The 21,805-nt window shown below is 62.9% G+C and carries 21 protein-coding genes, 8 tRNA genes and 1 pseudogene; 18 read left to right on the top strand and 12 right to left on the bottom strand.

Features of this window, described 5'->3' with window-relative positions:
• Positions 1-152: 152 nt before the first annotated feature.
• On the top strand, positions 153-2,345 hold the full coding sequence (rlmKL, locus tag R5R73_RS12885; RefSeq protein ID WP_322527728.1) for a bifunctional 23S rRNA (guanine(2069)-N(7))-methyltransferase RlmK/23S rRNA (guanine(2445)-N(2))-methyltransferase RlmL: 2,193 nt from the start codon (positions 153-155) through the stop codon (positions 2,343-2,345).
• Positions 2,346-2,403: 58 nt separating this feature from the next.
• On the opposite strand, the gene R5R73_RS12880 is transcribed toward rlmKL, so the two are convergent.
• Entirely contained in the window at positions 2,404-2,679 is a 276-nt protein-coding gene (locus R5R73_RS12880; RefSeq protein WP_071233175.1) for a WGR domain-containing protein, read from the bottom strand.
• Between the two features lie 226 nt (positions 2,680-2,905).
• Between R5R73_RS12880 and pdxB the strand changes: the two genes are divergently transcribed.
• Positions 2,906-4,057 (top strand): 4-phosphoerythronate dehydrogenase PdxB, encoded by a 1,152-nt coding sequence (gene pdxB / locus R5R73_RS12875; RefSeq protein WP_322527727.1) that lies wholly within the window; start codon positions 2,906-2,908, stop codon positions 4,055-4,057.
• Positions 4,058-4,101: 44 nt separating this feature from the next.
• Here pdxB and R5R73_RS12870 read toward each other — a convergent pair whose 3' ends face one another.
• The 6 genes from R5R73_RS12870 to msrB form a co-directional block, all read right to left on the bottom strand.
• On the bottom strand, positions 4,102-4,872 hold the full coding sequence (locus tag R5R73_RS12870; protein ID WP_322527726.1) for a siderophore-interacting protein: 771 nt from the start codon (positions 4,870-4,872) through the stop codon (positions 4,102-4,104).
• Positions 4,873-4,883: 11 nt separating this feature from the next.
• Positions 4,884-5,306 (bottom strand): MarR family winged helix-turn-helix transcriptional regulator, encoded by a 423-nt coding sequence (locus tag R5R73_RS12865; RefSeq protein WP_322527725.1) that lies wholly within the window; start codon positions 5,304-5,306, stop codon positions 4,884-4,886.
• A gap of 197 nt (positions 5,307-5,503) precedes the next feature.
• On the bottom strand, positions 5,504-6,406 hold the full coding sequence (gene htpX / locus R5R73_RS12860) for a protease HtpX (protein WP_071233171.1): 903 nt from the start codon (positions 6,404-6,406) through the stop codon (positions 5,504-5,506).
• A 174-nt stretch (positions 6,407-6,580) separates the two neighbouring features.
• Positions 6,581-7,807 (bottom strand): pyridoxal phosphate-dependent aminotransferase, encoded by a 1,227-nt coding sequence (locus R5R73_RS12855; RefSeq protein WP_071233170.1) that lies wholly within the window; start codon positions 7,805-7,807, stop codon positions 6,581-6,583.
• 207 nt (positions 7,808-8,014) lie between these two features.
• The gene (ylqF, locus tag R5R73_RS12850) at positions 8,015-8,959 is read right to left on the bottom strand and encodes a ribosome biogenesis GTPase YlqF (RefSeq protein ID WP_276232841.1); all 945 of its coding nucleotides are present in this window, start codon (positions 8,957-8,959) and stop codon (positions 8,015-8,017) included.
• 124 nt (positions 8,960-9,083) lie between these two features.
• Positions 9,084-9,482, bottom strand: coding sequence for a peptide-methionine (R)-S-oxide reductase MsrB (msrB, locus tag R5R73_RS12845; RefSeq protein ID WP_087719581.1), 399 nt, complete (start codon positions 9,480-9,482; stop codon positions 9,084-9,086).
• Positions 9,483-9,663: 181 nt separating this feature from the next.
• Between msrB and R5R73_RS12840 the strand changes: the two genes are divergently transcribed.
• The 13 genes from R5R73_RS12840 to R5R73_RS19300 all read left to right on the top strand — a co-directional run bounded on the left by R5R73_RS12840 (position 9,664) and on the right by R5R73_RS19300 (position 14,689).
• Positions 9,664-9,739, top strand: a tRNA-Glu gene (locus R5R73_RS12840).
• A 22-nt stretch (positions 9,740-9,761) separates the two neighbouring features.
• Positions 9,762-9,836, top strand: a tRNA-Gly gene (locus R5R73_RS12835).
• Positions 9,837-9,953: 117 nt separating this feature from the next.
• Positions 9,954-10,029 (top strand) — tRNA-Glu (locus tag R5R73_RS12830).
• Between the two features lie 53 nt (positions 10,030-10,082).
• Positions 10,083-10,157: transfer RNA gene (locus R5R73_RS12825), tRNA-Gly, on the top strand.
• 20 nt (positions 10,158-10,177) lie between these two features.
• A tRNA-Glu gene (locus R5R73_RS12820) sits at positions 10,178-10,253 on the top strand.
• Between the two features lie 52 nt (positions 10,254-10,305).
• Positions 10,306-10,380: transfer RNA gene (locus R5R73_RS12815), tRNA-Gly, on the top strand.
• Between the two features lie 187 nt (positions 10,381-10,567).
• Positions 10,568-10,643, top strand: a tRNA-Glu gene (locus R5R73_RS12810).
• 188 nt (positions 10,644-10,831) lie between these two features.
• Positions 10,832-11,815: an ABC transporter ATP-binding protein gene (locus R5R73_RS12805; RefSeq protein WP_110634820.1), complete on the top strand. Its 984-nt coding sequence runs from the start codon at positions 10,832-10,834 to the stop codon at positions 11,813-11,815.
• Positions 11,812-12,585 (top strand): ABC transporter permease, encoded by a 774-nt coding sequence (locus tag R5R73_RS12800; RefSeq protein ID WP_071231331.1) that lies wholly within the window; start codon positions 11,812-11,814, stop codon positions 12,583-12,585. The genes R5R73_RS12805 and R5R73_RS12800 overlap by 4 nt, the downstream gene beginning before the upstream one ends.
• The gene (gene queF / locus R5R73_RS12795; protein WP_322527724.1) at positions 12,582-13,421 is read left to right on the top strand and encodes an NADPH-dependent 7-cyano-7-deazaguanine reductase QueF; all 840 of its coding nucleotides are present in this window, start codon (positions 12,582-12,584) and stop codon (positions 13,419-13,421) included. The genes R5R73_RS12800 and queF overlap by 4 nt, the downstream gene beginning before the upstream one ends.
• Before the next feature lie 68 nt (positions 13,422-13,489).
• Entirely contained in the window at positions 13,490-14,050 is a 561-nt protein-coding gene (locus tag R5R73_RS12790) for a nitroreductase family protein (RefSeq protein WP_322527723.1), read from the top strand.
• Between the two features lie 139 nt (positions 14,051-14,189).
• A tRNA-Ser gene (locus R5R73_RS12785) sits at positions 14,190-14,277 on the top strand.
• 199 nt (positions 14,278-14,476) lie between these two features.
• Positions 14,477-14,689: an SOS response-associated peptidase family protein gene (locus R5R73_RS19300; RefSeq protein WP_416221241.1), complete on the top strand. Its 213-nt coding sequence runs from the start codon at positions 14,477-14,479 to the stop codon at positions 14,687-14,689.
• Between the two features lie 188 nt (positions 14,690-14,877).
• Here R5R73_RS19300 and R5R73_RS12780 read toward each other — a convergent pair whose 3' ends face one another.
• The 3 genes and pseudogenes from R5R73_RS12780 to R5R73_RS12770 form a co-directional block, all read right to left on the bottom strand.
• A complete protein-coding gene (locus tag R5R73_RS12780; protein WP_071231328.1) occupies positions 14,878-15,270 on the bottom strand; it encodes a type II toxin-antitoxin system HicB family antitoxin in 393 nt (130 codons plus the stop codon).
• A 3-nt stretch (positions 15,271-15,273) separates the two neighbouring features.
• Entirely contained in the window at positions 15,274-15,498 is a 225-nt protein-coding gene (locus R5R73_RS12775) for a type II toxin-antitoxin system HicA family toxin (RefSeq protein ID WP_322527722.1), read from the bottom strand.
• Positions 15,499-15,685: 187 nt separating this feature from the next.
• Positions 15,686-15,886, bottom strand: a pseudogene (locus R5R73_RS12770) (chromate transporter); the annotation flags it as partial.
• Between the two features lie 282 nt (positions 15,887-16,168).
• On the opposite strand from R5R73_RS12770, the gene R5R73_RS12765 reads away from it, so the two are divergent.
• The 3 genes from R5R73_RS12765 (at position 16,169) to R5R73_RS12755 (ending at position 19,878) form a co-directional block, all read left to right on the top strand.
• Positions 16,169-17,476, top strand: coding sequence for an MFS transporter (locus R5R73_RS12765; protein WP_322527721.1), 1,308 nt, complete (start codon positions 16,169-16,171; stop codon positions 17,474-17,476).
• 110 nt (positions 17,477-17,586) lie between these two features.
• Complete coding sequence (locus tag R5R73_RS12760) at positions 17,587-18,891, top strand: MFS transporter (RefSeq protein ID WP_110635649.1); 1,305 nt, start codon at positions 17,587-17,589, stop codon at positions 18,889-18,891.
• A gap of 81 nt (positions 18,892-18,972) precedes the next feature.
• Positions 18,973-19,878: a cation diffusion facilitator family transporter gene (locus tag R5R73_RS12755; RefSeq protein WP_110635646.1), complete on the top strand. Its 906-nt coding sequence runs from the start codon at positions 18,973-18,975 to the stop codon at positions 19,876-19,878.
• Here R5R73_RS12755 and R5R73_RS12750 read toward each other — a convergent pair.
• Positions 19,853-20,674, bottom strand: coding sequence for a type 1 glutamine amidotransferase (locus R5R73_RS12750; protein WP_322527720.1), 822 nt, complete (start codon positions 20,672-20,674; stop codon positions 19,853-19,855). The genes R5R73_RS12755 and R5R73_RS12750 overlap by 26 nt on opposite strands.
• A complete protein-coding gene (locus R5R73_RS12745; protein WP_276232565.1) occupies positions 20,674-21,678 on the bottom strand; it encodes an amidoligase family protein in 1,005 nt (334 codons plus the stop codon). The genes R5R73_RS12750 and R5R73_RS12745 overlap by 1 nt, the downstream gene beginning before the upstream one ends.
• Positions 21,679-21,805: the final 127 nt, after the last annotated feature.

Below are 21,805 nucleotides of genomic sequence, written 5' to 3'. Positions count from 1 at the left end.
GGACAGGCAAAACCGCATGCGTTGTTTCGTAGCTACACCTCCTAGCTTTAGTCGAAATGAGAAACGATGTCGATAGTCGTTTCGTCATAAAGTCTCTTTTTCACTGCACTCACGGGAATATGACCGCTTCATAACGGTCGGATGATGCCGCCATGAAAGACGATAACTCACTGTTAAGCCTCTATGTTACTTGCCCGTGGGGCATCGAGTCCCTGCTGGCCGAGGAGATCGCCGATCTCGGGGGCAAGGTACAAAAAACTACGGTCGCCGGCCTGCATGCGTCCGCCGACCGTCAAACGGCCTACCGCATCTGTCTCTGGTCTCGCCTGGCCAACCGGGTAATCCTGACCCTCGGCCGGGAAACCGGCTGCGAGGAGTCGACTGCGATCGTTGCCGCGGTCAAGGCCCTGCCGTGGGGGGAGGTGCTGAAGCCCGGCCAGACGCTGGCGGTGGACTTCCATGGCCAATCCGCAGCCATTCGACATACGCGATTCGGCGCTCAGGTGGTCAAGGATGGCGTGGTCGATGCGCTGCGCGACGCCGGGTGGGAACGACCAGGCATCGATCCGCGCGAGGCCGATGTTCGGCTGTATGCCCACCTGCACAAGGGGCAACTGCTGGTGGGGGTCGACCTGGTGGGGGCGAGTCTGCACCAGCGCGGCTATCGTCGCGATACCGGCCACGCGCCGCTCAAGGAGAACCTGGCGGCGGCGCTGTTGGTGCGTGCGGGCTGGCCGGCGCGGGCCAAGCGCGGTGAACCGCTGGTCGACCCGATGTGTGGTGCCGGCACGTTGTTGATCGAGGCCGCACTGATGGCGGCGGACGTGGCGCCTCAGTTGACCCGTGAGCACTTTGCCTTCGAGGCGCTGGCCGACTTCGATGCCGAGGCCTGGCGAGAGTTGCGTCGCGAGGCGCAGGCACGAGCCGATCTCGGCCGACGCCGGGCCAGGTCGCGCTTGTTCGGTCTGGACCAGAGCCCGCAGGCGATCTCGGCGGCAAGAAGCAACGCCATGCGTGCCGGCATCCCCGCGCTGATCACGCTATCCGGCGGCTCGGTGAAAGCGCTCGACTGCCCGGCCGAGCTTCGCGAGCACGGTGCCGAAGGCAGCGGAATGGTGATCACCAATCCGCCTTATGGCGAGCGGCTGGGGGAACTGCCGGAACTGGTCGCGCTCTACAGCGATCTCGGCGAGCGCATGCGCCGGCAGTTCCCGGGCTGGCAGCTGGCGCTATTCACCGGCAACCCGGACCTGGGCCATCGTCTCGGGCTGCGGGCGCACAAGCAGTATGCGTTCAAGAACGGCCCGCTCGACTGCAAGCTGCTGTTGATCGATATCGCCAGCCGGACAGACTCGGAAGGTGACAGCGAGCCAACTCGATCGGCGCAGAAAGAGACGACGCTGAACGAAGGCGCGCAGATGTTTGCCAATCGTCTGCAGAAAAATCGCAAGCGTCTCGGCAAGTGGCTCAAGAAATCCGGAGAATCCTGCTACCGGCTATACGATGCCGACATGCCGGAGTACGCCCTGGCCATCGATGTCTATGGCCATCAGGTTCATGTGCAGGAGTACGCGGCGCCGAAATCGGTCGACCCGGGCAAGGCGCAGCGTCGGCTGATGGATGCGCTGAGCGCGATTCCCGTCGCGCTGGACGTGCGGCCGGAGCAGATCCACTACAAGCAGCGCGAGCGTCAGAGCGGCAAGTCGCAGTACCACAAGCAGGCCGACAGCGGCGACCGTTTCGTGGTCGAAGAGGGGAGCACTAAACTGTGGGTCAATCTCAAGGACTATCTCGATACCGGGCTGTTTCTGGATCATCGCCCGGTAAGACGGCTGCTGGGCGAAATCGCCGGCGGCAAACGCTTTCTCAACCTGTTCTGCTATACCGCTACGGCCACGGTGCATGCCGCCCTGGGCGGGGCGAGCGACAGCGTCAGCGTGGATCTGTCGAATACGTATCTGGAGTGGGCGCGAGACAATTTCACGCTCAACAAGCTCGATCAGAGCCGGCACCGGGTCGTGCGCGACGACTGCCTGCGCTGGCTGGAAACCGCGGGCAGCGAGTTCGATCTGATCTTCATGGATCCGCCGACGTTCTCGAATTCCAAGCGCATGGAGGGCACGCTGGATATCCAGCGCGACCACGCGCGGCTGATCGAGCTGGCGATGGCACGTCTGGCGCCGGCGGGGGAGTTGATCTTCTCGAACAACCAGCAGCGGTTCAGCCTGGACGCTGTGGTGGCGTCCACCTACCAGGTCGAGGAGATCACCGCCCAGACCTACGATCCGGACTTCACCCGGCGCGCCAACCTGCATCACTGTTTCCGCATCCGGCACGCGAGCTAGCCGCTCGGGAACGGCCGGCTCGTACCTGACTCAGCGAGCGGGCAGCTTCGGACAGGGCCTAGTCCAGCAGCGACAGCTGGGCTACGGCCTGGCGCCCCTCGGGGCTGTCGTCGTCGGCCTCGAGCACCTTGCGGTAGCCGCGGGCCGTCTGGATGTGGGAGAGGTCATCGATCCACATCATGGCCTGATCGTAGCTGTCGGCGACGGCATGTTTCAGGCCGCCGTACTGGGTGCCGATCTGGCCCCAGGCACGGCTGTAGATCCAGTCGCCAAACATGTCCTGGTGCAGATGGACCAGAACATAGTCATGTTCACTTTCCCAACGGACGATCACGGGGACTCCTGCTGCTTGGTGCTCATCGCTTGTTCATCGCGAATGGCCGGCCTAATATGGCTGCGCCGAGCATCGCGGTTCTTCAACTCCGCGGCAAACCCGGCGTCAGGCGCCATTGTAAAGCAAGCCCCGCAGAAATCGACGCCGGTTTTGACGTGCCACGCTCGAAGCCGACGCATCGCCGGGCCCGGCCTGGCGCCGGGATGAACGAGACAAGAGGATAGTCATGCGCATCCTGGTGGATGAGAACATTCCGCTGGCGGAAGAATTCTTTGGTGAACTGGGGGAAATCACTCGCCAGCCCGGCCGCGAGATGACGGCGGCCAGCCTGCGGGGCCACGACATTCTGGTCGTCCGCTCGATCACCAAGGTGAATGCGGCGCTGCTGGAAGGCGCCGACAAGCTGAGATTCGTCGGCACCTGCACCATCGGCACCGACCATATCGATACGGACCTTTTGACCGAGCGCGGGATCGGCTTTGCCAGCGCTCCCGGCAGCAATGCCGAATCCGTGGTCGACTACGTGCTTTCCAGCCTGCTACTGCTCTCCGAGGAGGAGGGCTTTTCGCTCTCCGGCAAGACGGTGGGTATCGTCGGTGCCGGCAACGTCGGCGGGCGGCTGGCGACCCGGCTCGATAACCTGGACGTCGAATGCCTGATCTGCGATCCGCCGCGCGCCGAGGCCGAGAATCGGGACGATTTCCTTGACCTGGATGCGCTGATCGAGCGGGCCGACATCATCTGTCTGCACACGCCGCTGGTGGCCGAAGGCGAACATGCCACACTCCATCTCCTGAACCGCGAGCGCATCGAGGCCCTCAAGCCGGGCACGGTGCTGATCAACGCCGGACGCGGCGACTGCCTCGATGGCAACGCCCTGCGTGAACGGCTCGAGCGACAGGCCGATCTGCGCACGGTGCTCGATGTCTGGGAGCACGAGCCGGGAATCGACGAGGCGCTGTTCGAGCTGGTCGACATCGGCACGCCGCACATCGCGGGCTACAGTGTCGACGGCAAGATGCTGGGCACGGAAATGATCTATCAGGCGGCCATGCGGCACTTCGGCTTGCCGGCGCGCAAGAAGCTCGGCCAGCTCAAGCCCGACCCGTGGTTGCGCAAGATCGTCCTGCACAGCTGGACACCGCCGCTGGAGGCGCTGTCGCTATGTGCCCGGGCCTGTTATGACGTGCGCCGGGACATGCTGGCGTTCGATCGCTATCGCCGTCGCCTGGGCATGGCGGCAGGGTTCGATGCCTACCGCCGCGAATATCCGCCCCGGCGTGAATTCCAGACGCTGCGGGTCGAGCTGAAGAAGAACAAGGGCGGCCTTCGTGACGCTCTGGAAGGGTTCGGCTTCAGCGTCAAGCTCGGCAAATAGCCGAGCCGAAACGAGAGCGCCGCTCTTGCCAGCGTCTTGCCGGGCTAGGCGCTCTCGGCTTCTTCCCTGTCGGCATCCTCGCGCTTGACCACGCGATGACCGTCTTCGCTGGAACCCAGCTTCCAGTAGCTCGAAATATACATCTCCCGCTTGCCCACGCCGCGTTCATCGATCAGATGGCGGCGCAGCTTGCGCATGGCGGAAAACTCGCAGGCAACCCAGATCCCCGGGGTGCCCGGGCGCCAGTCGAATTCGCGCAGGGCGTCGACCAGGCGATCGCTGTCACTGCCGGGATGTGGGTTGATCAGCCAGTCGATCTGCACGCCGTCGGGCAGGTCCAGTTCCTGGATATCCGCTTCGCTGGTCACTTCGATGATGGCACGGCCTTGGGCGCTCGGCGGAAGTCTTCCCAGATTGGCGCCGATCGCCGGCAGCGACGTCATGTCGCCAACCAGTAGATACCAGTCGGCGTTTTCCGGCAGGCGTTTGACCGGTCCCGGGCCGCCGATCAGGATCGTGTCGCCAGGCGTTGCCGCTGCCGCCCAGGTCGCGGCAGGGCCGCCGTCTTCATGCAGCACGATATCCACATCGATTTCGCTGTCGCGCTGGTGACGCACGGTGTAGGTTCGCATCACGCTTGATGGGGTTTCCGGTATCGACTCATGGCCGGTGGGGATGACCAGCTTGATGTAGGCGCTTTCCTGGTCGGCAGGAAAGGCTGCCATGCCTTCACCGCCGAAGGTCAGGCGCAGCATGTGGGGCGTGACCAGCTGGCGGTTCAGCACGGTATAAGATCTGGGGGCGGGTTTGGGCATCGGGACTCCGGTCAATTCAGGTTGGAAATCATCAGCCGCGACAGCCGCAGGAATGCCTCGAGATCGGCCGGTGCCATCCCGCTCGACAACCGCGCATGCACCTGGCGCTCGCAGGTATCGACTTGTGCCAATACGGCTTGGCCATGGGCGGTCAGCGACAGCATCTGGCTGCGCCGGTCATCCGGATGTGGCGTCCTGACAATGATGTCGGCATCGAGCAGGTCGCGAAGCAGCCGGGTGATCTGGGCCTTGTCGCGCTGGGTGTGATGCGCGATGTGCTGGGCGGTGCAGGGTGCCTGGCGACGAATGGCCTTGAGCGTCCGAATGTGGGATACGGTGAGTGGCAGCTCGGCCTCGGCATAGGCCTGGCGCAAGGCTCGCTTGTAGGCATGCATGAGCTGATGCAGGGATTCACCCATTGTCGTATCGGACATGTCGCGCCTTGTCGGTTGATAATATCAACCAATTAAGCGCTCGACGAAGCCAAGTGTCAACCATTCTCATTATCGATTGGCGCGGATGTCAAACGATCGAGTGAGTTCGTGATGGCTGAAACGCAACGCCCCGCATGAAGCGGGGCGTTGCGTGAGCCAATGGGGCGGCCGGTAAGTGAACCGGCTTCGATCACGGCTCACTCCCGGTAGGCGGATTCCTTCAACGCACGGATACGGTCGTCCAGCGGCGGGTGGCTGGCGAACAGCTTCTCCATGATCTTGCGTGTCTGCCCGGTGGTGATGGCGAATGCCGTCAGCGAGTCCGGCATCTGGTCCGGCTGGTTGGTCTCGGCTTTCAGACGGGCCAATGCGTTGATCATGGCGCCGCTTCCGGCATATTTGGCGCCAGCGGCGTCGGCACGATATTCACGGAAGCGCGAGAACCAGGCGACGATGATCGACGCCACCAGCCCGAACACGATCTCGGCGACGATCACCACCACGAAGTAGCCCATGAAGCCCAGACCGCCCTCGTTGTCACGGCTACGCAGGAAGCTGTCGACGACCTGGGCAACCACGCGCGCGAAGAACATCACGAAGGTGTTCAGCACGCCCTGGATCAGCGCCAGCGTGACCATGTCGCCATTGGCGACGTGACCGATCTCGTGCGCCAGAACGGCGCGAATTTCCTCGGGGCGCATACGCTCCAGCAGGCCCTGGGATACCGCCACCAGTGCATCGTTCTTGTTCCAGCCGGTGGCGAAGGCATTGGATTGCTGAGCGGGAAAGATCGCGACTTCCGGCATCTGAATATTGGCCTGCTGGGCCAGTTCGCGAACCGTATCGAGCAACCATTGCTCGGTCGAGTTGCTCGGCTGCTCGATCACCCTGGCCCTGGTGCTCATCTTCGCCATCCATTTGGAGATGAACAGCGATACCAGCGAGCCGGCCATGCCGAACACGAAACAGAAGATCAGCAGGCTGTTCATGTTCAGCCCGTTGGCATTGAGATAGGGCTCGACGCCCAGTAATCGCAACGTGACGCTGGCGACGAGCACCACCGCCAGGTTGGTTGCCAGAAACAGGATGATTCGCATCATCGGTCTTTACCCTCAGTCGTGGAAAAGCGCTACCACCGCCTTGCGCGATGGCTTTAGTTAGCCTGTTATGCGTTATCATCGGATAATCAGGCGGTTATGACCCGTTAGATACGATTTTCGCGAATAGGTTTCAAGAGGGAGGGAGCGGCCGCGCAGCGATGCGCGGCCCCTGAATCATTGGCGGTAGCGCGACAGGAAGCGGGCGAAGCGGTCGATGGCGTCGCTCAACTGATCTGCCCACGGCAGGGTCACGATGCGGACATGATCCGGCGTCGGCCAGTTGAAGGCCGTACCCTGCACCAGCAGGATGCGCTCCTGCAACAGCAGATCGAGCACCATCTGGGCGTCGTCGTGAATCGGGTAGATCTCCGGGTCGAGCCGCGGGAAGGCGTAGAGCGCGCCCTTGGGCTTGACGCAGGAGACACCGGGAATGGCATTGAGCTTCTCGTAAACGACATCGCGCTGGGCCAGCAGGCGCCCGCCGGGCAGGATCAGGTCGTTGATCGACTGATAGCCGCCAAGCCCGGTCTGGATCGCGTGCTGCGCCGGCACATTCGCGCACAGGCGCATCGACGCCAGCATGTTCAGCCCCTGAATGAAGTCCTCGGCATTCTGCTTGCCCTGGCCGCCGGACAGAATCATCCAGCCCGAGCGGAAACCGGCACAGCGGTAGCTCTTGGAAAGGCCGTTCATGGTCACGACCAGTTGATCGTCTTCGGCCAGGGCGCCGGTGGAAACGTGCTCGGTGCCATCGTAGAGGATCTTGTCGTAGATCTCGTCGGAGAACACCACCAGGCCATGCTGGCGGGCGATCGTCAGGATCTCCTTGACCACGGTCGGCGGATAGACGGCGCCGGTGGGGTTGTTGGGGTTGATCAGCACGATCGCACGGGTACGCGCGGTGATCTTGTCGCGAATATCCGCGATATCCGGCGACCAGTCGGCAGCCTCGTCGCACAGGTAGTGAACCGGGTGACCGCCGGACAGATTGGCGGCAGCCGTCCACAGCGGATAGTCGGGGGCGGGAATCAGCACCTCGTCGCCATCGTTCAGCAGAGCCTGCATCGCCATCACGATCAGCTCGGAAACCCCGTTGCCGATGAACACGTCCTCGACACCGACGCCGGCAATCCCCTTGCGCTGGCATTCCTGCATGATCGCCTTGCGCGCCGAGTAAAGCCCCTTGGAGTCGCAGTAACCCTGTGCCGTCGGCAGGTTGCGCATCACGTCCTGAAGAATCTCTTCAGGCGCTTCGAAACCGAAGGGCGCCGGGTTGCCGATGTTCAGTTTGAGAATGCGATGACCTTCGTCCTCGAGCCGTTTGGCATGATCGAGAACGGGCCCGCGAATGTCGTAGCAGACATTGTCGAGCTTGTGCGATTTCCGAATGGGGCTGTTCATGGGGCTTCCGTATGCTGCACAGCCTAAAAAGTCAGGCGGGTGGATAAGGTTAGGGGGTCAGGGAAGTACTGGATGAAGCCTCATGGGCCGATTTGAGGGCATTCAGGCAGTACTTCTCGGCGGGCTGCGTCGCCGATGTTCCAGCATAACGCCGCGCGGGCGCGGCGCAAGGGGCAGAAGCGGCAGGATTTCACCCGTTGCAGGGGATCAGCCTTCGGACTCGTCGAGAGTTTCCTCGATGGGCTCGGGAATGTCTTCGGGCAGTTCCAGGGTGAGCCTGCCCAGCTTTCCGTCGCGCAGCTCGTGCAGCAGCACTTCCGCACCGCGATGCAGGTTGATCACGCCGCCGGCCTTCAGTCCGCCGCGCTTGCGGGCGATCTCGTTCATGATCGCGTGGCCGTCGAAGCCGGCCCTGGCCTGAAGATCGACCAGCCTGGGGCCGTCGGCGTCCACGGCGTCGGCGTTGGTTGGTGGTACGTAAATGGGAAGTTCGCTGAGCTTGTAGCGTTCGCGCAGGCTTTCGGGATAGCGCTTGGCCAGCTCGGCGGCGCAGACGATGGCGACATCGACGTACTCGATCGCGGTGTCTCGAATCGCGCCGCTGGCGGCGAGTCGATAGGCGCTGGCCTGGTTCTCGATCTTGGGCCACAGCACGCCTGGCGTGTCGATCAGCGAGACGCGGCCGTCGATTCGAATCTTCTGCTGGCGCTTGGTGACTGCCGGCTCGTTGCCGGTCTTGGCGATCTTGCGACCGGCCAGCCCGTTGATCAGGGTCGATTTTCCGACGTTGGGTATGCCCATCACCATCACGCGGACATCGCGGTCGGCGCGCACCTGGCCTGCCAGTTCATGGCAAAGCGCCGGGATCTGCTTGAGCTCGCGAGCCTGGGTGGTGGTGACGGCAATGGCGCGGCTGTCCGGCTGCGCGTCGAAGAACGCGATCCATTGTTTCGTGGCTTCGGGATCTGCCAGATCGGCGCGGGAAAGAATCTTGAGGACCGGCTTGTGCTCGGTGAGCTCGGCCAGCATCGGGTTGCCGCTGGAGTAGGGCAGGCGGGCGTCGAGCACTTCGATCACCACGTCGATTTCCGGCAGCGCCTCGGTGATCTGGCGCCGCGCCTTGTTCATGTGTCCGGGATACCAGCCGAGCATACCTGTCTCCTGCCTACTTTAATGCCTGCAATGACTGCGTCGTGCCTGTCGGGTGAGCCCAACGAAAAGCGGGCAGCCATTCTACCAGAATGGCTGCCCGCTCGGCGTGGACCGACGGCGCGGATTATTCGCCGGCGTGGAACGTGATCGCCACGGAATTGATGCAGTACCGCTGGCCGGTGGTTTCCGCCGGGCCATCCGGGAAAACGTGGCCAAGATGCGCATCGCAGCGCCGGCAGGTCACCTCGATCCGGCGCATGCCATGGCTGTCGTCCTGATGCTCCTCGACTGCTGCCGCTGCCAAGGGGCGGTCGAAGCTCGGCCAACCGCAGTGTGCTTCGAACTTGTGCTCGTTCTCGAACAGCGGGGCGCCGCAGCAGATGCAATGATAGATGCCCTGGACCGGCTCGACCTGATAGTCGCCGGTGAAAGGCCGCTCGGTGCCTTTTTCGCGGGTGACGTGGTACTGCTCGGGAGTCAGCTGCTCGCGCCACTCGGCTTCTGTCTTCTGTACCTTGCTCATGTTCGCTCTCCTCATCGCTTTGGCACTATTCGCTTCGGCTGCTTGTCCTGCATTACAGGCCATTTGTCGGCCGCTGACCAGCCTTGATTGGGTTGTGGCGAAAATCGGTGAAATCAATCGCTTGACACCTCAAAACCGGCTCAGTAACATACGCGCCACTTCGACGGAGCCGAGACATTACGTCCCATTCGTCTAGTGGTCCAGGACACCGCCCTTTCACGGCGGTAACAGGGGTTCGAACCCCCTATGGGACGCCACTCGGTTCAGGCGAAGTACGGTGCGGGAATAGCTCAGTGGTAGAGCATCGCCTTGCCAAGGCGAGGGTCGGGAGTTCGAATCTCCTTTCCCGCTCCAATTTTTTGGTAGCGCAAGATAGGCAGTTTGGGTCGTGAGCTGGAACGCCAGCCCGGTCGATCTCCTTTTCCGCTCCAAATTTGAAGTACCGGAACGGTCTAGGCCGCTCCAATATGCGTCCCATTCGTCTAGTGGTCCAGGACACCGCCCTTTCACGGCGGTAACAGGGGTTCGAACCCCCTATGGGACGCCACTTCATGATCGTCAGATCATGGCGTCGTCACCGGGAGGTGTCGGCAGCGATAAGCGGGAATAGCTCAGTGGTAGAGCATCGCCTTGCCAAGGCGAGGGTCGGGAGTTCGAATCTCCTTTCCCGCTCCATATCGCATCTCTTCTTTTGCGTCCCATTCGTCTAGTGGTCCAGGACACCGCCCTTTCACGGCGGTAACAGGGGTTCGAACCCCCTATGGGACGCCACTTCATGATCGCCAGGTCATGACGTCGCCGCCGAAGGTGTCGACATCGATAAGCGGGAATAGCTCAGTGGTAGAGCATCGCCTTGCCAAGGCGAGGGTCGGGAGTTCGAATCTCCTTTCCCGCTCCAGTTTCTGTGATATCTGAAGCGTGATCGAGGGTCGTGAGCCGGAACGCCGGTCCGATCGATCTCCTTTCCCGCTCCATATCGCAAGCGTAGGAACGGTAGGCGAGGGTCGTGAGCTGGAACGCCAGCCCGACGGATGGGCCGCCCCATCAATCTCCTTTCCCGCTCCATATCGCATCTCTTCTTTTGCGTCCCATTCGTCTAGTGGTCCAGGACACCGCCCTTTCACGGCGGTAACAGGGGTTCGAACCCCCTATGGGACGCCACTCTCTTCGGTTTCTCTCGGATCAGGCTGGCGGCTGTGGGGCGCAATCGGTATTTCCGGCGCTGTCATAACGAGCCATCCATTCGTCTGCTAAAGATTGAACCCGGCGGGATTGCCCCCATATTGGCTGGCACCTTGTATCGCTTGATCTTGCAAACCTTGATTTCATAAACATGGCAGGAAACCCTGATGGCAGAACCGGCACTGTCCATCCGCGGGCTGACCAAAGTCTACGGTAATGGTTTTGAGGCCCTGAAAGGCATCGATCTCGATGTCGCTCAGGGCGATTTTTTTGCGTTGCTTGGCCCCAACGGGGCAGGCAAATCCACCACGCTCGGCATCGTCTGCTCGCTCGTTCAGAAAACGGCGGGGCAGGTGAAGATCCTCGGCATCGATATCGACCAGGACTTTGCCAAGGCCAAGTATGCTCTCGGCGTCGTGCCGCAGGAGTTCAACTTCAGCCAGTTCGAGAAGGTCGGGGACATCATCCTCACCCAGGCCGGCTACTACGGCATGCCGATGAAGGAAGCCAAGCCGCGTTGCGAACGCCTGCTCAAGGATCTTGGCCTGTGGGACAAGCGCAACGGCGCCGCCCGCATGCTCTCCGGCGGCATGAAGCGCCGGCTGATGATCGCCCGCGCCCTGATCCATCGCCCCCGTCTGCTGATTCTCGACGAGCCCACCGCTGGCGTGGATATCGAACTGCGCCGCAGCATGTGGGAGTACATGCGACGGATCAACGAGGAAGAGGGCACCTCGATCATCCTGACGACGCACTATCTCGAAGAAGCCGAGAGCCTGTGTCGCAACATCGCGATCATCAACCGCGGCGAGATCATCAAGAACACCTCGATGCGCGGACTGCTGACCGAGCTGGATACCGAGACCTTCCTGATGGATCTCGCCGAGCCGCTGGAAACGACGCCGCTGATCAAGGGCTTCGAGATCGAGCGTGTCGACTCGCACCAGCTGGCGCTATCGGTACGGAAGGGCACCGATCTCAACGACGCCTTTCAGCAACTGACGGAGCAGGGCGTACGCGTTCTCTCGATGCGTAACCGCGCCAATCGGCTGGAAGAACTGTTCGTGTCGATGACCTCGCAACCGGAGGCCGCGACCGGTATCGACACTCAATCCGAAACATCCTCACAGGCCAAGGAGACGGCGTCTTGAATACCCGGCAGCTGCTGATTTCTCTCTGGACCATGGTGGTCAAGGAAGTACGCCGTTTCCTGCGGATCTGGCCGCAGACGCTGGTGCCGCCCTCCATCACCATGACGATGTACTTCATCATCTTCGGCAACCTGATCGGCTCCCGTGTCGGCGAGATGCACGGCATCTCGTATATGTCCTACATCGTGCCCGGACTGATCATGATGTCCGTGATCACCAACAGCTACTCCAACGTGGCCTCGTCGTTCTTCTCCAACAAGTTCCAGCGCAGCGTGGAAGAGATGATGGTCTCGCCGATGCCCAACTGGGTCATCCTTGCCGGGTTCGTCATTGGCGGAGCGGCGCGCGGGCTGGGCGTGGGGCTGATCGTGACGGTGGTGTCGCTGTTCTTTACCCATCTCGACCTTCACCATCCGCTGCTGACCCTGATGGTGGTGATCATGACCGCCTTGCTGTTCTCGATCGGCGGTTTCGTCAACGCCCTGCTGGCGAAGAAGTTCGACGACATTTCGATCATTCCGATCTTCGTGCTGACACCGCTGACCTATCTGGGCGGCGTGTTCTACTCGATCGACCTGCTGCCGGAATTCTGGCAGAACGTGACGATGATCAACCCGATCCTCTACATGGTGAACGCCTTCCGCTATGGCATTCTCGGCATCTCCGACATTCCCGTCGGCGGCGCGCTGATAGCCATCGCCGTCTTCATCGTCGCGTTCTGGTTCCTGGCGTTGTGGATGCTCAATCGCGGCAAGGGGATTCGCTCATGAATCAGGATCGCCCTCAGACCCTGATCGACGCGCCGCTCGGCGAGGTCTCCAGCTATCCCGAGCGCTACGACGCTTCATTGCTGTTTCCCATCGAGCGCGCGGCCAACCGTGCGCCGCTGGGCATCGAGGCATCGTCGCTGCCTTTCGTGGGCGGCGACGAGTGGTGGGCGTTCGAGCTCTCCTGGCTCGATCTGCGCGGCAAGCCGGTCGTGGCCGTCGCACGCTTCCGGTTGCCGGCAGACTCGCCCCGGCTGATCGAATCCAAGTCATGGAAGCTCTACCTCAACAGCTTCAACCAGACGACGTTCGCCGGCCGCGAGGCAGTGATCGAATTCCTGGTGCGGGACCTGAGCGCGGCAGCCGGTGCGCCGGTCACCGTGGAGCTGTTTGGTGTCGATGACGCCGCGCTGGCGCCCCGGCCGATGGCGGGGAAGTGCATCGACGAGATCGAGGTCGATATCGACCGCTACACGCCGTCACCGGAACTGCTCGCCTGTGATGACAGCGATATCGTCGAGGAGACGCTGCATTCGCACCTGCTCAAATCCAACTGTCCGGTCACCGGCCAGCCGGACTGGGGAAGCGTACTGATCGCCTACCGTGGCCCGCGGCTCGACCGCGCCGCCCTGTTGCGATACATCGTTTCCTACCGCCAGCATCAGGACTTTCACGAGCACTGCGTCGAGCATATCTTCGTCGACCTGATGGCGCGCTGCCGCCCGCAGGCGCTGCTGGTGATGGCACGCTACGTGCGTCGCGGCGGGCTGGATATCAACCCGTGGCGAGCCACGCCGGGTTGGGCGCCGGAACTGCCCGCACGGTTGCTGCGGCAGTGACGCTTTTGACGTAGAGTCAGGCGACCACGCATTGAGTCTCATTACCGGTATCGTCGAAGGAGCTACACATGGATGCCATGACACTGCTGCACGAGCGCCGCTCGATGGGCAAGCTGGCCGGTCCGGCACCGACCGCGGAGCAGCTGGACGCGCTCTATCGCGCGGCGCTGCGAGCGCCGGATCACAAGGAAATGACGCCATACCGGTTCATCGAGATCAGCGGGGAAGGGCTCGATCGTCTGGGTGAACTCTTTGCCCAGTCCGATTATCAGGCCAATCCGCATATCGACGACGGTAGCCTCGACGCCGCCCGAAAGAAGCCCAAGCGCGCCCCGATGATCATCGCCGTGATCGCCAGGATCACCCCGGATCTGCCCAAGGTGCCGCCGGTGGAGCAGATCATCTCGGCCGGCTGTGCCGCCCACGCCATGCTTTACGCCGCTTACGCGCAGGGACTCGGCGCCATGTGGCGCACCGGCACCTACGCGCACGACAAGATCGTGTGGCGTGGTCTCGGCCTCGGCGAGCATGAGGAGCTGATCGGCTACCTCTATCTGGGCCAGGCAGGAGGGCGCTACCCCAGCGCGCCAGCGCGCAATCCGGACGAATACGTGGAGCGCTGGACCTGACTCGGTGGCCGGGTTCTCAACGAATAACGTAAAAGGTCGCCGGAAAAGGAAAAATGGCTTGCGATCACAGGTTTAGCTCGATACTATGTGCGCCGTTCTGAACGCAGCGGCACAGCCATTGCGAACGGAATGACAATGCGGAGGGGTGTCCGAGTGGTCGAAGGAGCACGCCTGGAAAGTGTGTAAGTCGAAAGGCTTCGAGGGTTCGAATCCCTCCCCCTCCGCCACGAATTCCGAATTAGCCGGCTCCCGTAGCCGGCTTTTTCATGTCTGGAATAAAGCTCGAGACGGGGGAGGCGATGAGAACCCTCCGGTTCGCACCGAGGCGCTCGCGATTTTGCTTTTCGAGCGCCGACAAGCGTAGCAATCCCTCCCCCTCCGCCACCGAATTAGAATCAGCCGGCTCATGTACAGTACCTACCCGCGATTCGCTCCCGCGTCGGTGAGCTTCGCGTCCACGATGCGCCCACGCCACGCTACAACGTGGCGCCAGGGACGTGGATCTCGTCGATACGTCGGGAGGCGGACTATCCGCAGCTGACGTTCGATAGCGTCTGGTGGGGCTACAAGCCGAAATGGGCAGGGGAGAGGGCGCTGCAGCCGAGCGCGCCGATGGCAAGCCGGGCGTCGCGATACTGACCGAACCCGCCCGCGGCTCAGCCGTAACAAATCTTTTTCACGTTCGTGAGTGACGCACGCTATTCGCACGGAGGCTATGGTGATGGGCGTAATGATCAGCCAGGCGCGGCGGTATGTGGCGTGACGTGATCACTGCGTAAAATGACAACGGCCCGGCGATACCGGGACCGTTATCTTTACCATTTCGATCAGCGCGATTCGTTCATTTCGTGCTGGGCAGCCATCGCCAGAAAGGCGGAGCGGCTGAGGTGACGTGCTTTTGCCGCGCTGTCGATCTTGGCCACCAGTGATTCGGGCAGGCTGATATTGACGCGCACCGCCTTGGTGCTGACCTTTGACAGGTCGATGTCGATCAACATCCAGTAGCCCCCCTGAAAGTCCTCGTGACCTTCCCAGTCTTCTGGCGTTGAGGGCGCAGGGATTGCCATATCTTCCCCTTCGAAATGCACCTCGACAGCTTCCTGAGCCATGCGAGGCAGGTCCGCCATTTCATCGGCTGCCGAGAAGCAGCCGGGGAAGTCAGGGAAGGTGACGCCGTAGGCAGTGTCGGCATCTTTGTGAATGTAGACGGGGTAGAGCATGTGTTACCTCCAGGCCCAACCGGCTTGACGATAGATGTTGCGCAGGGTGCCGGTGGCGATGTCTTTTCGGGGGTGTGGCACGACCACGTGCCCCGGCTTCTCCGGGTGTTTGTACTTCATGTGGTCGCCCTTGCCGCCGACGTGTCGCCAGCCTTCGGCTTCCAACCGTTTAATGACGTCTGCGCTTTTTATGTTGTGTATTTTTGCGCAACATATAGCGTGAGTCAATTCCTGGTTTCACACCGCACCCGCGTGCCGTAACCGTTGTCATGGAGGTTGTCTTCGACTTGGCGTCGGGTAAGTGGATCCTGTCGATCGGACGATCCGCAATTGGCGTTCGATAGGGTGGGGATAGAAGCCAAAGTAGGTATCGGATATCGGGATAGTGTCTCGTTGGCATGGATGGCAACGCTGGCTACAGAGTGATGAGTATGCCGCCACCGGCAAGGATGATGACCACTGCCCAGGCGGGCAGCTTCCAGACGCTGAGCAAGAGGAACCCGGTCAACGCGAGGGCAAACTCGTAGGGGCCAAGAATGGCGCTGGTCCAAACCGGCTGGTAGAGGGCGGCGCCCAGAATGCCCACGACTGCCGCTTTGGCCCCGCGCATCAGTGCGGCGCGAAGCGCATGAAGACCACGGTGATCGTTCGGGTAGCCTACGACGAGGCGTCCCCCGGCGTTCCTGCGAGTGTCGATACTGGAGACTTGGCGCGTCCGGGGTGACTGGGCGTCTATGCGGCGTTCGTCAACGGGTGCGCCGCACTGACGGAACTTTTAAAGTCTGGTAATGTCATGGCCCCTTCATGCGGCGGACGGCATCCTCTGTCGAGCATCCGTGACGCAAGTTGGCTACTGGACACACGCACGTTTCAACGCCTCAGAAAAAAGAACACGGCTATGGCTAACGCACCTCAATACGATGCGGCTCCGTCGCGTCCGCTGTCACGCGGTGACATCAAGATCCTGTCGCTGTCCGCCCTGGGCGGCGCGCTGGAGTTCTACGACTTCATCATCTTCGTCTATTTCGCCACGGTGATCGGCCACCTGTTCTTTCCCGCCGACATGCCGGAATGGCTGCGGATGGTACAGACCTACGGCATTTTCGCGGCGGGTTATCTGGCGCGCCCGCTGGGCGGCATCATCATGGCGCACTTCGGCGACCTGCTGGGTCGCAAGCGGATGTTCACGCTGTCGATCTTTCTGATGTCGGTGCCGACGCTGCTGATCGGCTGCCTGCCGACCTACGAAACCATCGGTTACCTGGCGCCGCTGCTGCTGGTGTTGATGCGTATCCTGCAGGGCGCGGCGGTGGGCGGTGAAGTCCCGGGTGCCTGGGTCTTCGTCACCGAGCACGTCTCGCGCAAGGATGTCGGTCTCGCCTGCGGCACGCTGGCCTCCGGGCTGGTGGCCGGCATCCTGATCGGCTCGATCATCTCGGCGTTTCTGAAGTCGCACTATACCCCCGAGGAGATGACTGCCTACGGCTGGCGCGTGCCGTTTCTGATCGGCGGCGTGTTCGGGTTTCTGGCCGTCTATCTGCGCCGCTATCTGGAAGAGACGCCGGTGTTCGCCGAGATGCGTGCCAAGAAAGCGTTGTCCGAAGGGCTGCCGGTCAAGCGGGTGCTCAGCCGTCATCTGGACAGCGTGGTGCTGTCGATGGCGGTGACCTGGATCCTTACCGGGGCGGTCGTCGTGGTCGTGCTGATGACGCCGAGCCTACTGCAGACGCTCTACGGCATCGATGCCTCGCTGGCCAACGTGTGGGCGATCGTCTGCGTGATCATCGGCTGCGTGGTCTCGGGCTGGTGCTGCGATCGTATCGGTAGCGGCATCACCATCATTCTGTGGAGCCTGCTGCTGGGGATCGCCTACTGGATCATGATGCACACGGTGCCGTCCCATCCCGACCAGCTGATGCTGCTCTACTGCCTGGCCGGTTTCGGCGTGGGGATCGTCGGCGTCGTGCCCACCGTCGCCGTCAAGTCGTTTCCGGCCGCGGTGCGCTTTTCCGGGTTGTCGTTCTCCTATAACGTCGCCTACGCCATCTTCGGCGGCTTCACCCCCGTCGTCGTCTCGACGCTGATGGCCAGTCATCCCGCCGCGCCGGCGTACTATATCGCTGCGCTGGCGGTCCTCGGCGTGGTGATCGGCATCTTCCTGCTGCGGGCGCCGAGTGGCCAGCGTCTGGCGGTGATGCAGCACTGAAACGGCGTCTCGAGGTCCGTGCCACGCCGACGCGCGGGGTTCGGGCCTCGGCCGCTTCGTCCGGAATGACCGTGACGGCGCCCTGGGCGTCATTCTCCTGGAACACCGATATGGCTCACGATCCCACCACGACCTCGTCGCGCCCGCTCTCCCGCAACGATGTCCGAACGCTCTCGCTGTCGGCCCTCGGCGGCGCGCTGGAATTCTACGACTTCATCATCTTCGTCTATTTCGCCACGGTCATCGGCCAGCTCTTCTTTCCACCCGACATGCCGGAGTGGCTGCGCCAGATCCAGACCTTCGGCATCTTTGCCGCCGGCTATCTGGTTAGGCCGCTGGGCGGCATCGTCATGGCGCACTTCGGCGACCTGCTGGGTCGCAAGCGGATGTTCACGCTGTCGATCCTGCTGATGGCGCTGCCGACGCTGGCGATCGGCTGCCTGCCGACCTATCACGCCATCGGTTATCTGGCGCCGCTAGTGCTGGTGCTGCTGCGCATGCTGCAGGGCGCGGCGGTGGGCGGCGAGGTGCCTGGTGCCTGGGTGTTCGTCACCGAGCACGTCCAGCGTCGCCACGTCGGCCTTGCCTGCGGCACGCTATCGGCGGGACTGGCGGCCGGCATCCTGATCGGCTCGCTGGTAGCGGCGATCATGAAGTCCCACTTCTCGCCGGCGGAGCTGGCCGACGGCGCCTGGCGGATCCCGTTCCTGCTCGGCGGCATCTTCGGCCTGGTGGCGGTCTATCTGCGCCGCTGGCTGAGCGAAACCCCGGTCTTCGCCGAAATGCGCGAGCGCCGTGCGCTGGCGGCGGAACTGCCGGTCAAGGCGGTGCTTCGCGATCACCTGGGCGGCGTGCTGCTGGCCATGGCGGTGAGCTGGATCCTGACCGCGGCGATCGTCGTGGTGATGCTGATGACGCCGCCGCTGCTGGCGGCGCAGTACGCCGGGCTGGATGCCTCGCTGGCCAACGTGGTGGCGATCCTGTGCCTGATCGTGGGCTGCGTGATCGCCGGCTGGTGCGCCGACCGGTTCGGCAGCGGCGCGACGCTGGTGGGATGGAGCGCGCTGCTGGGGGCGAGCTACTGGTTGATGATGAGCGTCGTCGGTCAGCGTCCCGAGCAACTGATGCCGCTCTATGCGCTGGCCGGCTTCGCGGTGGGAATTACCGGCGCCATTCCGGCGATCGCGGTCAAGGCCTTTCCGGCCGCGGTTCGCTTCAGCGGGCTCTCGTTCTCCTACAACGTCGCCTATGCGATCTTCGGCGGCTTCACGCCGATCATCGTCACCACGCTGATGCGCTGGTATCCGATGTCGCCGGCGATCTACGTCGCTGCGCTGTCGGTCATGGGCGTCATCATCGGCCTGTTCCTGCTGCGCTCGCCGGCAGGGCGGCGGCTGGCCGTGATGCCCTCCTGAACGTCGGCATCGTGGCCGGTGTTTCGCGTGCCGGGGCACACATGACAAATCGCACAATGACAAGACGAAAAGGGGTGTGGCGTGGACGTCTCCCTCGAGCAGAAGACACTCAAGCTATCCATCGCCACGACGCTGGTCGTGGCGGGGCTCGGCGTCGGATTCGGGTTGCTGTCGGGATCGCATTCGATCCTGTTCGACGGCGTCTTTTCGTCGATCGATGCGGCGATGTCGCTACTGGCGCTGCTGGTATCGAAACTGGTCGCCCGTGAATCGACGCGACGCTTCCAGTTGGGGTACTGGCATTTCGAGCCGATGGCGGCGGCGCTCAACGGCGCGATACTGCTGCTGCTGTGCTTCTACGCCTTCCTCAATGCGCTCAGCACGCTGCTCCAGGGCGGCAACCCGCTGGCTGTCGACATGGCGATCGGCTACTCGCTGATCGTCTGCGTGATCTGCTACGTGATGGTATTCGTCGAACGTCGGCTCAATCGTCAGGCCCGGTCCGACTTCGTGAAGATCGACATTCAGAACTGGCTGATGGCGGCCCTGATCACCAGCGCCTTGCTGGTGGCGTTTGCCGCGGCACTGGTGATGCAGGGGACGGCTCTCGCGCCCTGGATACCCTACGTGGATTCGACGCTGCTGGTGGTGCTGACGCTTGGCTTCATGCCGGTGCCGGCAGGCATCGTGTATCGCGCCATGCGGGAGGTACTGATGATGGCGCCATCGCGGCTCGACCGCGAGGTTCGCGAGGCGATGGCGCCAGTCATGCAGCGGCCGGGGCTGGAGCGCTTCGAGAGCTATGTCGCCAAGACCGGACGGGTGCACAACATCGAGATCCACATCGTTACCACACCGGATTTCGCCAGCGGTAGCGGGATCGCCGAACTCGACCGGATCCGGGAAGAGATCGCCGAAGGGCTCTCCATTCCCGCCGAACAGCGCTGGTTTACCGTCTCCTTCACGGCGGATCCGCGCTGGCTTTGACCTCGCTGACTGTGGCCTCGCTGGCCTCGACGTCGCTGATTTTGACCTCGCTGGCTGTGGCCTCTCTGGATTCAGCCTCGCGGTGCCTCGAGGCTTCCACCAGCGCCCGGATCAGTCGCTGCTGGGAACGGCTGAAGAGCAGGAATTCCGGGTGCCACTGCACGCCGATGAGAAACGGGTGGCTTTCGCTCTCGATCGCCTGCACGAGGTCGTCGCGGTCCTGGGCGACCACCTTGAGGCCGTCCCCGGGGCGATCCACCGCCTGATGATGCAGGCTGTTCACGTGGCAGTAGCGGCGATTGAGAATGTCGGCCAGTTGGCTGAACGGTTCGATCTCGATTCGCTTGCGGGGCAGCACCGTGCGCCGGTTCTTGATGTGGCTATAAGTCGTCTGGATGTCTTCGATCAGGCTGCCGCCGCAGTGGATGTTGATCATCTGGGCGCCACGGCAGATACCCAGGATCGGCACGCGGGTCGGCAGGTAGTCGGCCAGCAGGTCGAGCTCGAGCTCGTCGCGGGCGGGGTCGACGCGGACATTCAACTGAACCTCGCCCCCGTAGCGTTGGGCACCGATATCGTCGCCGCCACCGATGATCAGGCCATCCACCGCCTGCTGTAGCGGGCGCGCCGGAGAGATTCGCACTGGCCTGCCGCCGGCGCGCCACACCGAGATCCAGTCGCACCACCAGGCCAGAAGGCTCTTGTGATCCGAGGTGGTGATGCCGATCAGCGGACGTTTCCTGTCGTTTCCCGGGGCTTCCCCCGAGACTGTCGTAGCGTGCTTCGGTGAAGCCATCAATGACGCATCCAGTGACGCAGGGAGTCGAGCCAGCGGCTCAGGGTCGGCTGGGCGAGATGCTCGCGATAGGCCGCGCTGCGCTCCGCCAGGCGATCCGGATCGGCGGCAAGACGTTCGACCTCCGCCCAGCGGTTCCACTCCACGCTCACGCCCCATTCCGGGTCGGAGAGCGCGGCGTTGGGCAGGCGGTAGTGATAGGTCGGCCGTGGCTTGACCAGCGTTTCCCGTAGCAGCGCGTTGGGATGATCCGGCATCAGCCAGGCGAACAGCGGCAGCAGGTCCAGCTCCCGGTTGCGGGTCGGGTTGGCGATCAGGTAGTCGTCGATCAGAGCCTGCAGGGTGGGGCGGTAGTCCGGTGCCAGTATCTTGCGGGTGTAGTCGCTGTGAAACGGCCGCGTATGGGGCAGCATGTCCCGGGTCACGTCGACGACGATCTCGTCGCGCAGCCAGTCGGCCAGGATCAGATAGGCTCGCAGATAGGCCAGTATGCTCTCCACCTCGGGAGAAGGGATTTCCGGATTGAGATGGAGGCCGAAGCCGTAGAGCAGGCTGGCATCGGTGCCTTCCGCGCCGTGGCGGCGCAGCGCCGCGAACAGCTCGTCCAGGCGCGCCAGCTCGTCCCAGGGAATCGGCGGGCAGACGATCTCCGTCGGCACCAGGCCGGCGACCATATCGCCCAGCCATTCGCGGGTACGGCTGTGCACGCTGGCGCGCAGGTGCTCGCCGAAACCCGGCGGCTGACCATCAGTGGTACGAGCGCGATCGAGCAGCTGTTCGTCCGGGTGGACATACTTGCTGTCCAGCTCGATGTGGAACGTGCCCCATGGTGTTCCGGTGACCTGCAGTCGATGCGCGCTGTGCTGTTCGACACGACCACCGAAGGTCATTTCGACCAGACGCGCCGCCTGGATCGGCCCGATGCCGGCGAACTCGAGCTCGACGCCGACCCGGCGCGGTTGGCCGTCGGTGTTGGTGGCGTGCGGTGGAGCGGTGAGAGGCAAAATGGGCTCCTTGCCGATCGCTGTCGTGGTGATGGCTGTCGCCTCGATGGCTCGAGTCCGGATATGGGGCGAATGCGCGCCGGAAGCGGGTGAAGCGGCATTGGCAGAGCGAGAAGTCATTACTCCT

The organism is Salinicola sp. LHM, from assembly GCF_034479735.1.
Taxonomy (GTDB): domain Bacteria; phylum Pseudomonadota; class Gammaproteobacteria; order Pseudomonadales; family Halomonadaceae; genus Salinicola; species Salinicola salarius.
Note: the sequence above shows the minus strand (reverse complement) of the source record. Positions and strands in the feature narration are given on the sequence as shown.

Bases quoted from the DNA above. Each gene is read 5' to 3' on its own strand.
- R5R73_RS12805 (WP_110634820.1), top strand. From the start codon at position 10,832: ATGGCAGAACCGGCACTGTCCATCCGCGGGCTGACCAAAGTCTACGGT.
- R5R73_RS12855 (WP_071233170.1), bottom strand. From the start codon at position 7,807: ATGAACAGCCCCATTCGGAAATCGCACAAGCTCGACAATGTCTGCTAC.
- R5R73_RS12765 (WP_322527721.1), top strand. From the start codon at position 16,169: ATGGCTAACGCACCTCAATACGATGCGGCTCCGTCGCGTCCGCTGTCA.
- pdxB (WP_322527727.1), top strand. From the start codon at position 2,906: ATGCGCATCCTGGTGGATGAGAACATTCCGCTGGCGGAAGAATTCTTT.
- R5R73_RS12780 (WP_071231328.1), bottom strand. From the start codon at position 15,270: ATGCTCTACCCCGTCTACATTCACAAAGATGCCGACACTGCCTACGGC.
- R5R73_RS12750 (WP_322527720.1), bottom strand. From the start codon at position 20,674: ATGGCTTCACCGAAGCACGCTACGACAGTCTCGGGGGAAGCCCCGGGA.
- R5R73_RS12865 (WP_322527725.1), bottom strand. From the start codon at position 5,306: ATGTCCGATACGACAATGGGTGAATCCCTGCATCAGCTCATGCATGCC.
- R5R73_RS12790 (WP_322527723.1), top strand. From the start codon at position 13,490: ATGGATGCCATGACACTGCTGCACGAGCGCCGCTCGATGGGCAAGCTG.
- ylqF (WP_276232841.1), bottom strand. From the start codon at position 8,959: ATGCTCGGCTGGTATCCCGGACACATGAACAAGGCGCGGCGCCAGATC.
- htpX (WP_071233171.1), bottom strand. From the start codon at position 6,406: ATGATGCGAATCATCCTGTTTCTGGCAACCAACCTGGCGGTGGTGCTC.
- R5R73_RS12870 (WP_322527726.1), bottom strand. From the start codon at position 4,872: ATGCCCAAACCCGCCCCCAGATCTTATACCGTGCTGAACCGCCAGCTG.
- R5R73_RS12760 (WP_110635649.1), top strand. From the start codon at position 17,587: ATGGCTCACGATCCCACCACGACCTCGTCGCGCCCGCTCTCCCGCAAC.
- msrB (WP_087719581.1), bottom strand. From the start codon at position 9,482: ATGAGCAAGGTACAGAAGACAGAAGCCGAGTGGCGCGAGCAGCTGACT.
- rlmKL (WP_322527728.1), top strand. From the start codon at position 153: ATGAAAGACGATAACTCACTGTTAAGCCTCTATGTTACTTGCCCGTGG.
- queF (WP_322527724.1), top strand. From the start codon at position 12,582: ATGAATCAGGATCGCCCTCAGACCCTGATCGACGCGCCGCTCGGCGAG.